This is a genomic window from Streptomyces sp. NBC_01481 (assembly GCF_026339995.1).
GTDB lineage: Bacteria > Actinomycetota > Actinomycetes > Streptomycetales > Streptomycetaceae > Streptomyces.
In genome coordinates, this window is sequence record NZ_JAPEPT010000002.1 from 949,007 (window position 1) to 966,655 (window position 17,649).

Sequence of the window (17,649 nt, forward strand, 5' to 3'; positions counted from 1 at the left end):
GCCGACAAGGAAGTTCAGTGACACGTCGCCCCACTCTGAGACGCGCTGCCGCCACCGCGGTCGTCGTCTCCCTCGGCGCGGGCCTCTGCGCCGTGACCGCTCCAGCGGCGGTCGCCGCCGACGACCCGGTGGCACAGGAAGTCGTCATCCCGGCCGGCGGGCGGTTCATTCCGCGCGACGAGAAGGTGCTGGAGGCCGGAGCCGCCGGTTTCCTGCACCAGCAGGAAGGCACCACGGGAAAGCTGTGGACGGACTACGCGACGGGGACGACCCGTCCCGCGGGGCAGTTGGAGGAACGGGGGCACTCCGGGCTGCGGGCCTCCTACAGCGACGGTGTGCCGGAGCAGAGCGACGTGGTGCGGATCACCGACCTCGGGACGGGTGAGGTCACGTCCATCACGCTGCCGCTCGACTACTGGTGGGCGGACGCGTACAACTCCGACTCGGCGCTCGCCTACCGGCGGGGGAGCGATGGCCGGGACACGACGCTGAGTGTGTTCCGGGTCGTCGACGGCCAGGTCGTCGAGCGGCCGGTGAGTGGGCTGCCGACGGACGCCGTGCGCATCACCACCTTGGAACAGGACACCAGGGGCGGGATCCTGAAGGTCTGGCGGGCCGACGGCACCGGCCTCACCTATCTGATCGACTACGAGCACGCGCGGCTCATGCCGCTCCCCCAGGCGGCCAGAGACCATGTCGTCCTGGGCGACAAGCACGTACTGATCTACCCGTACGAGAACGCCACGCTGACCACCGTCGAGCGGTACAACCCGGCCGCCGGGCCGATCACCGTGCAGATGCCCGCGCCCACCGGCCACGAGCGCACATTCGCCCGGTTCGCGCTGGTCGGTGACTGGATCGTCTTCAACCGCCTGCAGCCCTTCGAGCAGGAGCAGTACGTCCAAGGCACGCCGCTCAAGGCCATGCCGGTCGGCGGCGGACCGGTCAAGGAACTCCTGCCGTACGCGAACGAGTACTTCGCGACCGCGCCCGACGGCAGCGTTCTCGCGACCGGGGGCACCGGATCCAAGGACTGGGCCGTGCGCCGGATCACCACGGGGCCGGACGGGACGCCGCAGCTGTCCGTGGTGAAGGAGGTCCCCCCTGTCCCGGCGAAGACCGGAGCGCTTGCGCTGGGTGGGGGAAGGCTCAGCTACATCAGTACGGCCGACGGCAGTCCCCTGCCCTCCCTGTACGACCACGAGGTGGCGGTGACCGGAACGCCCGAGGCCGGAGAGCGGACGCTGCGGTCCCAGGCCACCGGCAGCGCGGCCGATCTGCGCGCACTCGGCGATGGACGTTCGGCGTTCAGTGAGGGGTCCCGCGTGCGGGTACCCCTGGATCCGACCACCCTGGACACGGTGGACCTGCCCTCCTCCTACGGAACCCTGGCCGATGCCACCGGTCGCTACACGGTCTCTTACGCCCAGGGGAACCTGTACGTCGGTGACCTGCGGAAGCACCACGACGGCAATCTCGCCGCGACCCTCCCCAACGACTCCAGGAAGGCGTCAATCTGGGGCAGCACACTCTGGCGGGAGAGCTCCTCCAACTACCCGTCGACCATCACGTGGTACGACGTGAAGACGAAGAAGTCGTCGCCGACGTTCTTCATCAACTCCGGATGCTCCCTGTCCGATCTGCAAGCCGTGGGGCGCTGGATCTACTGGTCCTGCGACTTCGGTGACAGCCGCTCCAAGGCTGGTGTGTGGGACCAGAAGACCCGCCGGACCACCCGTGTCCCCTTCGGCCCGGCCAAGCTCGGCGACGGCTTCCTCGTACGCAAGGACAACGCGGCCGGCAAGCTCCTGCTCACCGACGTCCGCGACCCGGCCGCCCTGAAGACGACGGAGTTCGCCGATGTTCCCGCTGACGGGCAGTGGACCGTCGACAAATTCGGCGGCCATGTCGCGTACACGGACGCCGAGCAGCGCATTCACATCAAGCCGGTCACCGTCCCGCGCTCCCCGATCGGCGTCGTCGAGGGCGAGGCGGACACGGATGCCGTGGTCAACTGGCCCGCCGACCAGGACCGCACGTGGGACGGCTCCTGGCAGCTGACCCGCCCGGCCGTTCGCTGGAGCGTCGTCTTCAAGGACGCGGCGGGCCGCGCCGTAAGGACCATCAGCTCCACCGAGCGCGAAGGCGCGCGGATCACGGCGACCTGGGACGGCAAGGGCGACGACGGGAAGGTCGTGCTCGGTGGACGGTATGGCTGGACCTTGAGTGTCGACCCCGGTGACGGCTCGGGCGCACGTGCGGTGCAGGCCGGGCAGGTCCGGATCTCCGGCGGCGCCACCTCCTTCCACGACTACGACGGAAACGGCGTCCCCGAGCTGCTCACCAAGCGGATGACGGTGCTCACCGCACACGAGGGGATGTCCGCGTCCGCGGACGGGGGTTCGTTCCAGAGCCAGTCGGGAGGCTGGGCGGAGACCACGCACGTCCTCCCCTTCGGTGACATGGACGGCGACCGCTGCAACGACATGGTCGTCCGTACGACCGCAGGTGACCTCTACCGCTACAGCGGGCGGTGCCACGGCATCCCGGCCACCAGTGCCCCCAAGGCGAAGATCGGCTCCGGTTTCAACGCCTTCGACGCGCTCGTCACGCCCGGCGACCTGACCGGCGACGGCCGCTCCGACCTGCTGGCCCGCGTGCGCGCCACGGGTGCGCTGTACCTGTACGCGGACAATGGCGCGGGTGGCCTGAAGGCGGGCGTCAAGCTGGGCACGGCGAGCTGGAAGGGGCTCACCCTCATCGGCGCGGGGGACCTGAACGGCGATGGCCGCGGTGATCTGCTGGCGCGGGACGAGGGCGGGGAGCTGTGGCGCTACGACGGCACGGGGACCGGGACGCTCAAGCCCCGCGTGCTGGTCTTCAGGGACTGGGGGGCCGGGCGCAACGCCTTTGTGGGCGTCGGCGACCTCGACGGGGACGGCAGGAATGATCTCGTCTCCCGGGACACGGGGGGCCGGCTGCTGCGCAACAGCGGTGACGGCAGGGGCTCGTTCAGGGGCACCGTCCAGATCGGGACCGGCTGGCAGCGGTACACGGCGATCTACTGATCGCAACGGACTGAAACTGGCAGTCACTCATATGGGTACAACCAGCGGGCACTTCAGGCAGTCGTACGTTCCAGGACGCTGAGCCGCGCTAGGGGGTACGCATGACCCGCACCGCCGCACGTACCAGACGCAGCCTCGTGCTCGGGGCCGTCGCCGCCCTCATCGCCGGGGGTCTCGGGCTGGCTCCCGGCGGTGTCGCCGTCGCCGCCGGGCAGGTCGAGCCGGAAGAGGTCGTCAGGATCCGGCCGTGAAGATCGGCTCGGGCTGGAAGGGCTGGAAGATCATCGGCGCCGACGACCTCACCGGCGACGGCATCGGCGATCTGCTGGCGCGTGACGCGGGCGGTGAGCTGTGGCGCTACGACGGGACGGGGACGGGCTCGTTCAAGCCGCGGACACTGGTTTTCAGCAACTGGGGCGCGGGGCGCACGGACATCATCGCGGTCGGTGACATCACGGGCGACGGTGTGGGCGATCTACTCTCCCGCGATACGAACGGCAAGCTGCTGCGCAACCGGGGCGACGGCAGGGGCTCGTTCGGCTCCACGGAACAGATCGGAAGAGGCTGGCAGTACTACCGGGCGCTGTTTTAGGCCACAGGTGGCGCATGTGGTGCCCCCGGCAAGGGAATTGCTGGGGGCATGACAGATGACACCACTGCGGGAGGCCCCCCGCCAACAGCACCCGTTCCCGAAGCCGCCCTCACACCACCCTCCGCGGGCTCCGACGAGGAGCGCCTGGCCCAGCTCGGCTACACCCAGGTCCTCGCCCGCCGGATGTCGGCGTTCTCCAACTACGCCGTCTCCTTCACGATCATCTCGGTCCTCTCCGGCTGTCTCACCCTCTACCTCTTCGGCATGAACACCGGCGGCCCGGCCGTGATCACCTGGGGCTGGGTCGCCGTCGGCCTGATGACCCTGTTCGTCGGCCTGGCGATGGCCGAGATCTGCTCGGCGTACCCGACCTCCGCGGGCCTGTACTTCTGGGCCCACCGGCTGGCACCGCCACGTACCGCGGCCGCCTGGGCCTGGTTCACGGGCTGGTTCAACGTCCTCGGCCAAGTCGCCGTCACAGCGGGCATCGACTTCGGCGCCGCCTCCTTCCTCGGCGCGTACCTCAATCTCCAGTTCGACTTCGAGGTCACACCGGGCCGGACGATCCTGCTGTTCGCCGCGATCCTGATGCTGCACGGCCTCCTCAACACCTTCGGGGTACGCATCGTCGCGATCCTCAACAACGTCAGCGTCTGGTGGCATGTGCTGGGCGTCGCGTTGATCGTCGGTGCGCTCACCTTCGCGCCCGACTCGCACCAGTCCGCGTCCTTCGTGTTCACGAAGTTCGTCAACAACACCGGCTGGGGCAGCGGCATCTACGTCGTCCTCATCGGACTGCTGATGGCCCAGTACACCTTCACCGGCTACGACGCCTCGGCCCACATGACCGAGGAGACCCACGACGCCGCGACCGCAGGACCGCGCGGCATCGTCCAGTCCATCTGGACCTCGTGGATCGCAGGCTTCGTCCTGCTGCTCGGCTTCACCTTCGCCATCCAGTCGTACGAAGGAGCCCTCACCTCTCCGACGGGAGCGCCGCCGGCCCAGATCCTGCTGGACGCTCTCGGCGCGACCGCCGGGAAGCTGCTGCTCCTGGTCGTCATCGGAGCGCAGCTCTTCTGCGGTATGGCGTCCGTCACCGCGAACAGCCGCATGATCTACGCCTTCTCCAGGGACGGCGCCCTGCCGTTCTCGAACGTCTGGCACACCGTCAGCCCCCGGACCCGGACGCCCGTCGCAGCGGTCTGGCTCGCGGCGATCGGGGCGCTGGTCCTCGGTCTGCCGTATCTGATCAATGTCACCGCGTACGCCGCTGTGACCTCGATCGCGGTCATCGGCCTCTACATCGCCTACGTCATCCCCACCCTGCTGCGGCTGCTGCGCGGAGACAGCTTCGAACGCGGCCCCTGGCACCTGGGCCGCTGGTCCCGCCCGATCGGCATCGTGGCGGTGATCTGGGTCGCGGTGATCACCGTGCTCTTCATGCTTCCGCAGGTCTCCCCGGTCACCTGGGAGACGTTCAACTACGCCCCGGTCGCAGTGCTGGCCGTCCTGGGCTTCGCCGCGGCCTGGTGGCTGGCCTCGGCCCGCCACTGGTTCCTCAACCGCAACCACCCCCGGACCATCGCCCGCGAGACGTCCCGTCGGTGACCTGCCGCGGCACCTCGACGGGGCCGGTGATCCGATACCCGATCGGCTCACCGGTCCCGTCCGGCTATGCTCAGGGATGTTGTGCCGAGGGCCGTTAGCTCAATTGGCAGAGCAGCGGACTTTTAATCCGTTGGTTGTGGGTTCGAGTCCCACACGGCCTACCTGCGGCAGCGAGGGGTTAACCCCTCTGACCTGCTACTTAGCGCCTCGACTGGCTTCGGCCGGTCGGGGCGCTTCGTCGTTTCCGGCCTCATGCGTGAGCGATGCGTGAGCGGACGGCCCGGCAGCAGCCGCTGCGGAGGCGGCCTTTCGCGCACGGGGCACCAACCGTGGCGGCGGCTTCCGCCGCGGCTTTGTCGAACTCGGGCAGCAGGCTCGTGTACGTGTCTGACGTCAGGGTGATCGTGGAGTGCCGCAGCGTCTCCTTGATCGTGTGGAGGTGCCGCCCGCTGACAGGTACGGAACGCGGGACGGTCCGGTCGTGACGGGTTTCGTATCCCGGACTGTTGGGCGGCGGCGACCGCTGCTGACGCGGGACGGCGGATGGCCGCGCCCCGTGGACGTACCGGCCCGAGTCCGTGTCACCCATTCGTCGGTAGTCACAGTACATATTCGAATGGTTACTCTGAGCTAGTTTGTGCTAATGGGGCGCGAGTGGTCGCGTTACGCCAGGGCTCATGTCCCGGCGTGGAGAGCGAGACCTGACCTGCGTTTCTGATGCCGACACCCACCGCACACCCGGCGCCACGGGCCGAACCTGCTCAAGGCGCTGCTCCATGGCGACTGCGAGGCAAGGATGGGAATTACGTGATCAGACGAGCAACCTGGCAGGCGGTGTTGGCGCTGAGTTGCGCCGGCGCCCTGCTGGCTCCGGCGGCGCCTGCTTCGGCCGATACCGGCGAGGGCAAGCTGACCGTCAATGTGTTCAGGGAGTATGCGGCCAAGGGAGATCTCAACCCGCAGATCCAGACGGCCCTGGCCGGGGCGACGATTCGGATCACCAGCGACGACTCGGGAGAGGAGCGGTTCTACCCGGTCGGCCCGGACGGAACCGTCACCATCGACTTCGACGACTGGCTCGACTCGGAGGGCAGGTACCGCATCGAGCTGACCGACTGGCCGAACAAGTACGACCCGGCCACCGGCACGGGATTCCTCCATCCGGCGTTCGCGGGCTCCGGACTCTCCTCCCACCTCAATTACGTGGACCTGAGGAAGGGCAAGGACACCACGCTCAACCTGGGCGTGTGGACCCCGGACGACTACTGCCAGGACAACCCCACCCTCGCCACGGCCTGCCAGCAGGCGGCGACCAATCCGGGCAGCAAGACCCTGGTCACCTTCCCGTACAACTCCCGGGGCGACACCCTGGGCAACAACACGAATCCGAAGCCGATCGCCCACGTACCGGACACCGGAGCCCTCTACGGGCTCGCGTACCGCAAGAAGGACAAGCGGATCTTCTCCGGGGCCTACGCCAAGCGTCACACCGAATACGGCCCCAACGGCCAGGGCGCGATCTATGTCACCGACCGGAACACCGGCGTCACGGGAGTGTTCGCCGACGTTCCGTCAGCGGGAGGCACGCCGCACAATCAGGCCGACCGCGTGGACGCACCCTTCTCCAACGTGCCCGGCAAGGAGTCCCTCGGAGACATCGAAATCTCCTCGGACGGCTCGGAGCTGTACGTCGTCAACATGAACGACGGCAACCTCTACACCTACGACGCCACACTGGTATCGGCGATCGCCCCCAAGCGGGCGCCGGTCAAGATCCCGGACACCGCCTGCACCCCGGCCGGCGACTGGCGGCCGATGGGTCTTGGGGTACGGGACGGCGTGCTCTACGTCGGAGGCGTCTGCTCCGCCGAGAGCACCCAGAACGTGAACGATCTGCGGGCCGTGGTGTGGACGTACAACCCCGCCACCGGCACCTTCGGTGCTGCGCCGATCGTCAACGCACCGCTGAACTTCCCCCGCGACCCGGCCGTCGACCCCACCCCGGGCAACTGGAAGCCCTGGACGAAGGACGACCTGACGCAGTTCCCGACGGGAATCCAGGCATATCCGCAGCCCATGCTCAGCGACATCGAGGTGGAGCGCGACGGAGGCCTGGTCCTCGGCTTCCGTGACCGGTACGGCGACCAGTCCGGTCTGATGATGCCCAACGCCAACCCGGCCACCGGCATGGCGCTGGAAAACGGCAACACCGGCGGCGACATCAACAAGGTGTGCCGCAAGTCCGACGGCACCTACCACTGGGAGGGCAGCGCCGACTGCCCGCGCGCCGGCAGCGAGTTCTTCACCGGGGACAACTGGTACAGCGGGACCATCCACCGGGAGACCGCGCAGGGCGCGCTGGCGCTGCCGCTGCAGCAGGACACGATCGCCAGCACTGTCATGGACCCGGTGCGTACCATCCAGTCCGGCGGAATCGGATGGTTCGACCGTACGACGGGCAGCCGCGGCGCCGATCCCTCCCAGCAGGGATTCGGCGTCGTCTACGCCAACGACGGCGGCTTCGCCAAGGCCCACGGCCTCGGCGACCTTGAACTGCTGTGTGACGAGCCACCGGTACAGATCGGCAACCGCGTGTGGGTCGACGATGGCGGCGGCAGCCAGAACAGTGACGGCTACGAATCCCTTGGCTTCCCCGGAGTGACGGTCACCCTGCGGGACGCAGCGGGCAATGTCGTCGCCACCAAGAAGACGAACGCCAAGGGCGAGTACTACTTCGACCACCGCGACGGACTCCAGCCGAACACCGACTACACGGTGGAATTCGACAAGACCACCGCCAACACCAGCACGCTCCCGTTCAAGTTCAGGGACATCAGCAAACTCAAGTGGACGCCCACCACGGGGTCCGACCCGGCGACCAACTCCGACGCCGAGCCGACCGGCGGCAACGTGTCCTCCCCGACCGCCGTGGCGAGGGTGACGACCGGACCCCCGGGAACGGTCGACCACGATCTGGACGCCGGCATGTGGGCAGGCACCTGACCGCCCGCCCCAGCCGACCGGAGGGTCCGGGCCGCGCCGCTACGAGCGGGGCCCGGGCCCTTTGGCCTTCCCCGAGTTCAGGAGAACAGCGAGGCGCCGAGGGGACGTGCGGCCGAGAAGCCCGGCAGCACCAGGAAGGTGCCGGAGGCGGTGGCCGTGGCGAAACCGGACAGTTCGTCCCCGTCGTCCAGCCGTTGTTGTGTGGCCACGAAGGTGCGCAGCTCACGCTGGAAGCAGATGAACAGCAGTCCCCGGTCGTCCGGCCCGTTGGCGTAGCTGTAGCCGCGCCGCAGCATCAGCCCGCTGCCCGTGGCGTTGGGGTGGGCACGCCGCGCGTGTGCCAGCGCCGGGACCAGGTACCGGCCCTGCGCGGACTTCGCGCCCAGGTCCAGGGGAGCGTCCGGGCCGCCGCCGCTGAGCGGCGCACCGTCCTCGCGGCGCCGCCCGATCGCCCGTTCCTGCCGGTCGAGGTCCTGGGCGAGGAAGCGTGCCACGTCCAGTCTCAGGCGTCGCACCACCGCGACGGTGCCGCCCCGCACCCTGTCCGGGGCCGGCAGCCACACCTCACGGGCCAGCTCCTGGGGGGTGCGCGGCACTGTCATGCCGTCCAGGAACCCCAGCAGATTGCGCACCGGCCCGGGCCGGTCGCGGGGCGCGGGGGACCGGAAACCGTACTGCTCCCAGCGCGGAGCCGCCGAGCGTTCCCGGAGCCAGGTTCTCAGAGCGCCATCAGCCAGGGTCACCACCTGGGGGTCGGACGCACAGACCTGGACCATCAGGTCGCCGCTCCGGGCCGCGTCCGTCATCTCCTCCCGTGCGAAGGCGGGCAGTTCGACCGCCCCGGGCAGGCCCCTGTCCACGGCGGCGACGACCCGCGGGCCCACCCCGACGGTGACGGTCAGGTCCCCCGGCGGGAGCCCGCCGAGGGCCGCATCGCCCCTCTGCGTCAGCGCGAGGGCACGGGTGCCCAGCCCGGCGACCAGATGCGTGTTCCGGCTCACGAAGCCGGCATCCGCAGCGGCCGGTTGGCCCACGCCGGGCAGGTCGTGGACCGACAGGGCCAAATGCTGCTGGGGTTGCACCGGGCGGTCCACTCCGGCCTGACGACTGCCCCGGGCGGACACGGCCGTGATGCCCGGTGCGGACCGCGCTCCGGCAGGGGAGCCTTCCGACGCTGCTCCCCCCTGCGACCCGTCGGCCGGGAGATCGGTGGGCAGTTGCCGCGCGGCGACCGCATACCCGGCGATCCCGGCAGCCGCCGTGGCTGCCGATGCCCTCACAAGCACCCGGCGCCGCGACAGCCCCTGTTCCGTGCCTGATTCGCCCAAGTGAGTACGTTCTGTGGTCACTCGACTACTTTAAGCTAGGATCCGGTGTCCTTATGGATCGGAAGAAACCTCGCATGACCCCGCACATCGTCCGCCCGGCAGGGGGCAGTTGGCGCGCTGCGACGCTCGGCTGCGTGCTGGTCACCGTGCTCCTGTGCGGCGGCTGCTCGGGAGCGTCCACCAGTACCGCCGGCCACGGCAACGGCCCCGCCCGCTCGACCGGTTCCGCCACCATCCGGGTACCGGGGCAGGCGGCCACGATCAACGCCGCCCTCGACAGGGCCCGCCCCGGCGACCTGGTGCTCGTCTCACCCGGCGTGTACCACGAGAGCGTCACAGTGCGCACCGACCGTGTGGTGCTGCGCGGCACCGACCGCAACCGCGTGGTCATCGACGGCGAGGGCAGGCGCTCCAACGGCGTGGTGGTCACCGCCGCGGGCGTCTCGGTGGAGAACCTGACCGTTCGCAACCACCTCCTCAACGGCGTGCTGGTGACCGGCATGAGCGACGCCGACGGCGGACTGGCCCGCGGGAGCGATGGCTACCAGCACCTCGACCCGGCCCGCTTCCCTCCCCTCGACGGCTTCCGGGTCCGCTATGTCACCGCCCACGCCAACGGCCTGTACGGCATCTACGCGTTCAACGCCCGGCACGGCGTACTGGAGCGCAACTACGCCTCGGGCAGCGCCGACTCCGGCCTCTACGTGGGCCAGTGCAAACCCTGCCACGTACTTGTCCAGGACAACATCGCTGAACACAACGCCGTCGGCTACGAGGGCACCAACGCCAGCGGACCCGTCTGGGTGCTGCACAACCGCTTCGCCCACAACCGGGTCGGACTGACGGTCAACACCGACTACCAGGAGGCCTACGTACCCCAAACGGGCGGCGTGGTCGCCGGCAATCTGGTCGCCGACAACAACGCCCCCGACACACCCGAGCAGGCCGACGGAGGCTTCGGGATCGGAATCGGTATCGCCGGCGGGCAGCACAACGCACTGCTGCGTAACCGCGTCAGCGGAAACTCGCGCGCCGGCATCGTTCTCGCCTCCCACGAGGACGTACCTCCCCTGGACAACCGGCTGGAGGACAACAACCTGTCCGCGAACGCGGTCGACATCTCCTACCAGGCTTCCGCCCGAGCCCCGGGCCAAGGCAACTGCCTGCGCGGAAACACCCTGCACCGCACCCTTCCGGAAGACCTTCCGCACACCGCTCCCTGTCCTGGGGGAAACAGCAGGACCTCCGCCACGGCGCCGCGCCCACGCACCGCCCCGCCACCGGCCGGGATTCCCTTCCTGGATGTCGCCCCGCCCTCCGCCCAGCCGCAACTCCCGCACGCGCAATCCGCACCCGCCACCCCCGCCGTCCGCCTGCCCGGTGACGTCGACCCCGACCGCGTGCCGCTCCCCGGCCCGGATCTGCTCGCCGTACGTCCCCGCCAAGGTGTGACCGTCCGATGAGACCCCCGCGCCGACGCACCTCGCCGGCCGTTTCGGCCTATTGCATCGCGCTGACTCTCCTGACCCTGCTCGGCGGCACGGCCTGCACCCAGGAAAAGCCATCCGCCCCGGCCTCCGCCACCAGCGCCCCCGCACTGACCGCCCGGCAAGCCGAACTGCTCGCTCTCACCCGGTTCACCAACTACCGGCGCGGCACCGCCCAGGTCACAGCCGACATCCCGGTCCAAGGGCACTCCGCTCGGCTCACCGGCCGCCTCGACTGGCGCCACTCAACGGGACTCGCCATCCTCCAGGGCAACGGTGGTGTCCTGGAACACGGTCGTCACCTACTGCGCTGGGACCGGACCACCGTCTCCGTCCAGCGCAACTGGCCGGGCCCCCTTCCCCCGCACCCACCCCGCGACGGCTGGACCCAACGCGCGCTCACCGCGAAGACGTCCACCATCGACACCGCCCTGCTCCTGCTGCTCAATCTGGCCGCCGACCGACCGGACAACGCCCAACTGCTGCTCCACAGCGGGGCACGGAGCCTCCGGCACGAGGAAGTAGGAGGAGTCCCCGTCACGGTCTTCGCGGGCCCGTCCACCACCACGTCCCAAGAGCCCTCCCCGGGTGCGGGCCGCACCACAGCGGGCCGTACCCGCTACTGGATCGACGCGGACGGCGGACTGCGCCGCTTCTCGGCTCGGCTGGGCGCCGGCACTGGGTGGCTGGTGGCGAAGCTCTCCGCTGCGAAGTAGTAGACGTATCTGCCGCAGACTGGGACGAGCAGGCGGCGGTGACATTGAAGGGCCCTTCAGTGGGTTCGAGTCCCACACGGCCTACAGCTGAGCCCCAGGTCAGAACACATCTGACCTGGGGCTGATCTCGTTGCGCAGCCCGATTCGGGCGTTTGCCGGCCCGGCTGTCGGCCCGAGTGGCTAACGATCAAGACGCGGAGGAGCCCCGGCCTGTCCGCGATGGGGAACGCAGACAGACCGGGGCTCGCTGTGTGTCAGGCCTTCGGCGGCATGGGACGGATCGTGCACTGCGGTCGGACTCCAGCTCGACCTGAGCGGCCGCGTAGGTTCTGTGCGGGCGGGCGGAACACCGGGTGAGTTGCCGTGCGTGCGGTTACGCCTCACCCGGTGCCGATGGGGCGGACTACCACTGATTGAGGGGAAGGGCGACGTCGAAGACCTGGCGGTTGGAGGGGAAGGCGCCGGCGTCGGTGGCCGCCCCGGTGAGCGGGTTGACCTCGTAGAAGCGGTAGGAGCCGTTGGTGGCGAGGGCGGCGAAGCCTCGGTTGCTGGCCACCTTGGACGAGAAGTAGATGTCGAAGCCGGCGCTGGGCCCGGCGTCCACGCCGAGGCTTCCGGTGGGGGCGAGGGTGCCGGAGTTGGCCGGGGACTGCAGCGAGACGCGATCGTTGGTGGTGTCGATGTCGAACAGGCTGGTGGCTGTTGCCGTGTCGAGATCGTTGTTGGTGTAGGCGGCCCCGGTCACGCCGAGGGCCGGTCCAACGGCAGGTGGGTTGGTGAGGTCGGTGTCGGGGACCGTTCCGCCGATGGCGACGTTGACGTTGTGGCGCAGGTTCTGCCCGGTGTCGCTGATGATCCGCAGCCGGTCCGCGGCCGGGTTGAAGTCCACCCCGAAGAAGGCGCCTTGAAGGGCGATGCTCAGCTGGGACACCTTAGTCGCCACGGCGTTCGAGGTATCGATGGTGTAGACGCCGCCGGCGTTGCCGACGCCGTAGAGCAGGCCGTTCTGGACGCGGTAGTCGATACCGACCAGAGCTGTGTCGCCCTGCAGGCCGGTGACGGTTCCGATCGAGGTGACCGAGCCGGGTCTGCTGGTGCGGAACTGCACCAGAAGCTGGTCGCTGGTCAGCCCGGTCACCTTCAGACCTTGGCGGCCGTCACCGAGGTCGGGGTCAGCGGCCAGGGCGGGAGCGGCGGTGGACAGGGCAGCGGTGAGCGCCACCGCGAGGACTGCCTTGCGCATGAAATCTCCAACGGAGTCGAGGCGCCCGCTCAGCCGGGGCGCCACCCCTACGACGAAAACAGCCAGCCATCCCCCGGGCACATCGAGTACGGCCATACGGCGGCATAGACGGCCGTGTTGCCGCCCTCGGAGGCGGCCTACCCGCAAACGCGGCGCCCCGACCGGTCCTCACCGGTCGGGGCGCCGCGTCGTTCCCGGCTGTTGTCGCAGGGCGTCGTCCGCTCCCGCGCCCGCCGTCAGCCGGTCATCGTGTCCCGCTTCACGACGCACAGCGCCCAGATGACGAACGCGTACAGGGCGATACAGATGACCGACCAGATCGGGTAGTACGGCAGCGACAGGAAGTTCGCGATGATGAGCATTCCCGCGACCGCGATGCCGATGATCCGTGCCCAGAGCGGGGCTCTGAACAGGCTCAGACCCACGAGGATGGCTACGGCTCCGAGGATCAGGTGGAACCAGCCCCAGCCGGTCACGTCGTACTGGAACGTGTAGTTCGGTGTCCGTACGAAGATGTCGTCCTCGGCGATGCCCATGATGCCTCGGAAGAGGTCCATGACACCGGTGATGATCAGCATGACCGCGGCGAACACCACGAGCCCGCCGGCTGCCGCCTGTGCTCCCTCGGAGCGGTGAGTTGTCTGTGTCATGACGTTTCCTCTACTCCCGTACTTCTGAGATCGGTCACGTACTCCGGAGGGGGTCAGTGCAGGATCTTTTCCTTGGCCGCCTGGAACTCGGCCTCGGACAGATCGCCCTTGGCCTTGAGCTCGGACAGCTTGGCGAGTTCGTCCGCCTGGCTCTTGGCGCCCCCGGCATCGCCGGCCGTCTCCCGGATGTAGGTGTCCACGGCTGCCTGCTGTTCCTGCGCGTGCCGGATTTCGCGCTTGCCCATCTGGTTGCCCCGGGCGATCACGTACACCAGGACGCCGAGGAACGGGATGATCAGCACGAAGAGCAGCCATGCCGTCTTGGCCCATCCGCTCATCTCGTGGTCACGGAAGATGTCGATGATGATCCGGAACAGGAGCATCAGCCAGATGATCCAGAGGAAGATCCACATCACGGTCCAGAAGGCGCCCAGCACGGGATAGTCGTACGCCAGGACCAGATCGCCAGCCATAGCTCTCCTCCTGCCTCGCTTTCGGACCCCAGGGGTCCGCTTGTTTCCAGACTCCTCGTTTCCCCCCGCGAGCCCTCACCCGTCACGGGTGAATCCGTAGGACTTGCCGACCCGGATCAGACGGTCTCCGCGGTGACCCGTCCCGTGCGCACAGCATCGGTCAGGGCCTGGAAATCGCGCTCGTTCTGGTCGGCGTAGAGCTCGGCGAACTCCGCCAGCGCCCGGTCGAAGGAGTCGTTGCTCCCGAGGTAGGCGGCGATGGCGATCCGGTCGCCGGAGCGGGCGTGGGCGCGGGCCAGCGTGATACCGCAGAGCGTGCCGAAGAACTCCATCTGGTTCGCGTCCATGAGCTCGGGCCGGGCGATGCCCTTCCAGTCGCGCAGCTGGCGGACGTAGAAGTCGCGCTGCAGACCGTCCATGCCCGTGACGTGCTCCCAGCCGAGGAAGATGTCGCCGGCGGCCTGCATGAGCCGCTGTCCGGACACCACGCGCTCGCCCTGGTTCTCGTACTGGCCGACACCGGCGTATGGGGCGAGCACCGACTGGTCGGCCTCCTTGGCCTGCAGCAGCAGCGGGTCCTCGTCGTCCCTGCCGAGCATGAGCAGCACCCAGCAGCGGGTGCCCACGCTGCCGACTCCGACCACCTTGCGGGCGATGTCGACCATCCGGAACTGCTCGAGCAGATGCCGCCGGTCGGACGGGAGGGTGGTGCCGTACCGCTGGATGAGCAGACGTAGCTCCTGCTCCAGCACATGGCGCTCGACGTCGGGGAGCAGATCCTGCAGCGGCACGATCAACGGCGGGTCGGCCGTGATCCGGCGGTTGCCGTCGACGACGCTCGTGAGCTTCCTGAACGCCTGCTGAGCGTCGCGGGTGCGGGCGGTGGTCAGTGCCTCGGACATCCTTTCGCGGGCGTTCTTGCCCAGCGACTCGGGCATGAGCCCGCGGAGCTGCTCGGTGTCGGCCTGGGTGTACCAGACATCGAGGTTGCCGATCCCGGCGAAGCCGCGCATCGCGTCCCGGTACGCCCGCACCGTGCCCCGTACGACGCTGCCGCGATGCTTGGCCGAGAAGCCGTTGGCGCGGCCGGCGATCACGAGACTGGCCGTGAGCCGTTTGACGTCCCACTCCCACGGGCCCGGCAGCGTCTCGTCGAAGTCGTTGATGTCGAAGACCAGATGCCGTTCGGGGGAGGCGAGCAGCCGGAAGTTCAGCAGGTGTGCGTCCCCGCAGAGCTGGGAGTAGATCCCGGTGTGGGGCGCGGCGCCCAGGTCGGAGGCCATGATCGCGGCGGCGCCGCGATAGAAGCGGAACGGTGATTCCGTCATCCGGCCGTAGCGGATGGGCACGAGCTCCGGGACGCGCGTGGCGGACTGGCGCTCGATGATCTCGACGGGTCCGGTCCGGTCCGACGGCGGATCGAACTCGGCATGGCTGGATCGTGGAACCCGGGCGCGGGCGGCCTTGCCGATGGCGGCCCGCTCTTGGGGTGTCAGGTGTTCGCCCGGTGTCGTACGGGGGCCCTGTGTCGTCTGCGGGCCCGGTGTCGTGGCTGTCATCGCGCACTCCTTGCCGCTCTGGGGGAACCGGTCAGTCCGGCAGTCGGCGCATCTCCACCATGTGCAGGCCCAAGTCCTGGAAGCGCATGAGCAGTCCGTACAGATGCGCCTCGTCGGTGACGGGGCCGAAGAGCAGCGTCTGCGGCGCGGCGGCGGCCTCCTCCAGCTCGGGGAAGCTCTCTGCGATGGGCCTCGACAGGCGGCCGGTGACGCGGAACTCGTAACGCATGCCCGCACTCCCCATCGGTCCTCGGGGGATCGTCTTTCCTGCATGCTGTCCGAGATGCGAGGGGCGCGGCATCACCCGGAGAAGGTGAGCGCGCCGTCGCCGCTCAGAGCAGGTGGAACTCCTTTGCCCGGCGGACCGCGTCGCGGCGCCGGGAAACTGACAACTTGCGGTAGATGCTCCTGAGATGAGTCTTGACCGTATTGACGGATACGTACAGCTCTGTGGCGATCTCTTCGGTCGACATCATCTGTGCCGCCTGCCGCAGCACATCGCATTCGCGGTCGCTGAGCGTCTCGACGGGAGCCGGGTGCGCGGGGCCGCCGTCCGGGTGCGGCACGCCGTTGACCAGCTCGGGCGGGTGGCCGTCGACCGGCTCGGGCCGGTGTGCGAGCAGCTGCCGGAGCCAGGGGGAGGCTTCGGGGATGTCGGCGGGCATGCCCGCGAAGAGCCGTTCCATCCGGTGGGTGTCCGGGCCGTTGAGCGGGCCGCAGAGGGCGACGTGGTCGAGGACCAGGGAGGCGGCATGCTCCCAGTCCCCTGAGGCGGCCGCGTGTTCCGCGGCCTCGACGATCAGGCCGGTTTCGGCGAACCAGCGGGCCGCGAGCCGGTGCAGCTTCGGTTCGAGGCCCGGCTGATGGCTGCGCAGATACGCCTGGAGAACCTCGGCGAACAGCGGGTGGAAGCGGCACCAGGGGGTGTTGCCGATCGGCTCCACGAAGGCGTTGGCGTGGGTGAGGGCGGCCAGGATCCCCTCGGCGTCCTCGCGTCCGGTCAGCAGGTTCGCCAGCCGAGGGTGCACCCGGTCCAGGATGCTCGTACGCACCAGCAGGTCCTGGGTGGCGGCGGGCTGGGCGTCGACGACCTCGGCGAGCAGATAGTCGGCAACGGCACTCTGGGACAGGGCGAACGAGCGGGCGAAGCCGGCCGGATCGTCGGTCTGCTGCATGGCCAGGGCACACAGCCGCAGTCCGGCGGCCCAGCCCTCGGTCCGCCGGGTGAGGGTGTCGGCGGTCTCCGCCGACGGGACGAGGCCGTGCCGCCGCAGCAGTGTCGCGGTCTCGTGGCGGGTGAACGCCAGGTCGGCGCCGCGGATCTCGCAGATGCTGCCCTCGGCGCGATGGCGGTGCAGGGGGAGCAGCGGGTCGACCCGGCTGATCAGCACCAGGCGCAGCTGCGGCCCCGCGTGCCGCAGGACGAAGTTCAGGCCCGAGGCCACCTCGCGGTCGGGTACCCGGTCGAGGCCGTCGAGTACGAGAACCACCGGCTCGGGCAGCCGGGCCAGCGCGGAGGCGAAACGGACCAGCAGGGAACGATCCACGCTGTCGGCGCGGGCAGGGGAGCCCACGGCGGCCTGCAGTGTCACCGGGTGATGTCTGAAGGCTTCGAGGACGTAGGTCCAGAACACGCCGGGAGCGCTGTCGTCGTCCTCCAGGGTCAGCCACACGACGGGGTGCGCTGCTGCCGCCCTGGCCGCCCAGGAGGCGGCGAGCACGGTCTTCCCGGCGCCGGCGGGGCCTGTGATCAGGGTGAGCGGTCCCGCCGTTCCCTCGGTGAGACGGTCCAGCAGGCGCTTGCGGCGTACGAACGTCCCGGGAATCACGGGTACGGAGAATTTCGCGGCCAACAGGGGGTCGCCGGCCGGAGTCAGCTGTGACCCTGTGGAGTTGGGGGGCATGGCAACCACCCTCTG

Annotated in this window: 14 protein-coding genes, 1 tRNA gene and 1 pseudogene; 8 read left to right on the forward strand and 8 right to left on the reverse strand. The window is 69.3% G+C overall.

The annotated features are described in order from the left end of the window. Positions 1-17 precede the first annotated feature (17 nt). From OOK40_RS15010 to OOK40_RS15030, 5 genes are all read left to right on the forward strand, one after another. Entirely contained in the window at positions 18-3,068 is a 3,051-nt protein-coding gene (locus OOK40_RS15010) for an FG-GAP-like repeat-containing protein (protein WP_266480928.1), read from the forward strand. 101 nt (positions 3,069-3,169) lie between these two features. After that, positions 3,170-3,319, forward strand: a complete 150-nt coding sequence (locus OOK40_RS15015) for a hypothetical protein (RefSeq protein WP_266480929.1) — start codon at positions 3,170-3,172, stop codon at positions 3,317-3,319. Then, entirely contained in the window at positions 3,316-3,660 is a 345-nt protein-coding gene (locus tag OOK40_RS15020) for a VCBS repeat-containing protein (protein ID WP_266480931.1), read from the forward strand. Before OOK40_RS15015 ends, OOK40_RS15020 begins: the two co-directional genes overlap by 4 nt. Positions 3,661-3,708: 48 nt before the next feature. Then, positions 3,709-5,271 carry an amino acid permease gene (locus tag OOK40_RS15025; RefSeq protein ID WP_266480932.1) on the forward strand — a complete coding sequence of 521 codons (1,563 nt, stop codon included), beginning with the start codon at positions 3,709-3,711 and terminating at the stop codon, positions 5,269-5,271. Between the two features lie 88 nt (positions 5,272-5,359). Next, positions 5,360-5,432: transfer RNA gene (locus OOK40_RS15030), tRNA-Lys, on the forward strand. Positions 5,433-5,466: 34 nt separating this feature from the next. Here OOK40_RS15030 and OOK40_RS15035 read toward each other — a convergent pair. Then, positions 5,467-5,727: pseudogene (locus tag OOK40_RS15035) on the reverse strand (site-specific integrase); the annotation flags it as partial. A gap of 351 nt (positions 5,728-6,078) precedes the next feature. On the opposite strand from OOK40_RS15035, the gene OOK40_RS15040 reads away from it, so the two are divergent. After that, entirely contained in the window at positions 6,079-8,274 is a 2,196-nt protein-coding gene (locus OOK40_RS15040; RefSeq protein ID WP_266480933.1) for an SdrD B-like domain-containing protein, read from the forward strand. A gap of 77 nt (positions 8,275-8,351) precedes the next feature. Here OOK40_RS15040 and OOK40_RS15045 read toward each other — a convergent pair whose 3' ends face one another. After that, entirely contained in the window at positions 8,352-9,275 is a 924-nt protein-coding gene (locus tag OOK40_RS15045) for a Dyp-type peroxidase (RefSeq protein WP_266480934.1), read from the reverse strand. Positions 9,276-9,676: 401 nt separating this feature from the next. Here OOK40_RS15045 and OOK40_RS15050 point away from each other — a divergent pair, with 401 nt between their 5' ends. Both OOK40_RS15050 and OOK40_RS15055 read left to right on the forward strand, forming a co-directional pair. Next, positions 9,677-11,065, forward strand: a complete 1,389-nt coding sequence (locus tag OOK40_RS15050; RefSeq protein WP_266480935.1) for a nitrous oxide reductase family maturation protein NosD — start codon at positions 9,677-9,679, stop codon at positions 11,063-11,065. After that, positions 11,062-11,805 carry a hypothetical protein gene (locus tag OOK40_RS15055; protein WP_266480942.1) on the forward strand — a complete coding sequence of 248 codons (744 nt, stop codon included), beginning with the start codon at positions 11,062-11,064 and terminating at the stop codon, positions 11,803-11,805. The genes OOK40_RS15050 and OOK40_RS15055 overlap by 4 nt, the downstream gene beginning before the upstream one ends. 403 nt (positions 11,806-12,208) lie before the next feature. Here OOK40_RS15055 and OOK40_RS15060 read toward each other — a convergent pair whose 3' ends face one another. The 6 genes from OOK40_RS15060 to OOK40_RS15085 all read right to left on the reverse strand — a co-directional run bounded on the left by OOK40_RS15060 (position 12,209) and on the right by OOK40_RS15085 (position 17,634). After that, positions 12,209-13,048, reverse strand: coding sequence for a DUF4394 domain-containing protein (locus OOK40_RS15060; RefSeq protein WP_266480944.1), 840 nt, complete (start codon positions 13,046-13,048; stop codon positions 12,209-12,211). A gap of 236 nt (positions 13,049-13,284) precedes the next feature. Next, entirely contained in the window at positions 13,285-13,698 is a 414-nt protein-coding gene (locus tag OOK40_RS15065; protein ID WP_266480946.1) for a hypothetical protein, read from the reverse strand. 53 nt (positions 13,699-13,751) lie between these two features. Continuing rightward, a complete protein-coding gene (locus OOK40_RS15070) occupies positions 13,752-14,171 on the reverse strand; it encodes an SHOCT domain-containing protein (RefSeq protein WP_266480948.1) in 420 nt (139 codons plus the stop codon). 116 nt (positions 14,172-14,287) lie between these two features. After that, entirely contained in the window at positions 14,288-15,730 is a 1,443-nt protein-coding gene (locus OOK40_RS15075) for a DUF2252 domain-containing protein (RefSeq protein ID WP_266480950.1), read from the reverse strand. A 31-nt stretch (positions 15,731-15,761) separates the two neighbouring features. Beyond that, entirely contained in the window at positions 15,762-15,959 is a 198-nt protein-coding gene (locus OOK40_RS15080; protein ID WP_266480952.1) for a hypothetical protein, read from the reverse strand. Positions 15,960-16,062: 103 nt separating this feature from the next. Next, positions 16,063-17,634: a LuxR family transcriptional regulator gene (locus OOK40_RS15085; RefSeq protein WP_266480955.1), complete on the reverse strand. Its 1,572-nt coding sequence runs from the start codon at positions 17,632-17,634 to the stop codon at positions 16,063-16,065. Between the last annotated feature and the right edge of the window lie 15 nt (positions 17,635-17,649).

Bases quoted from the DNA above. Each gene is read 5' to 3' on its own strand.
- OOK40_RS15085 (WP_266480955.1), bottom strand. From the start codon at position 17,634: ATGCCCCCCAACTCCACAGGGTCACAGCTGACTCCGGCCGGCGACCCC.
- OOK40_RS15070 (WP_266480948.1), bottom strand. From the start codon at position 14,171: ATGGCTGGCGATCTGGTCCTGGCGTACGACTATCCCGTGCTGGGCGCC.
- OOK40_RS15075 (WP_266480950.1), bottom strand. From the start codon at position 15,730: ATGACAGCCACGACACCGGGCCCGCAGACGACACAGGGCCCCCGTACG.
- OOK40_RS15015 (WP_266480929.1), top strand. From the start codon at position 3,170: ATGACCCGCACCGCCGCACGTACCAGACGCAGCCTCGTGCTCGGGGCC.
- OOK40_RS15080 (WP_266480952.1), bottom strand. From the start codon at position 15,959: ATGCGTTACGAGTTCCGCGTCACCGGCCGCCTGTCGAGGCCCATCGCA.
- OOK40_RS15025 (WP_266480932.1), top strand. From the start codon at position 3,709: ATGACAGATGACACCACTGCGGGAGGCCCCCCGCCAACAGCACCCGTT.
- OOK40_RS15055 (WP_266480942.1), top strand. From the start codon at position 11,062: ATGAGACCCCCGCGCCGACGCACCTCGCCGGCCGTTTCGGCCTATTGC.
- OOK40_RS15065 (WP_266480946.1), bottom strand. From the start codon at position 13,698: ATGACACAGACAACTCACCGCTCCGAGGGAGCACAGGCGGCAGCCGGC.
- OOK40_RS15050 (WP_266480935.1), top strand. From the start codon at position 9,677: ATGACCCCGCACATCGTCCGCCCGGCAGGGGGCAGTTGGCGCGCTGCG.
- OOK40_RS15060 (WP_266480944.1), bottom strand. From the start codon at position 13,048: ATGCGCAAGGCAGTCCTCGCGGTGGCGCTCACCGCTGCCCTGTCCACC.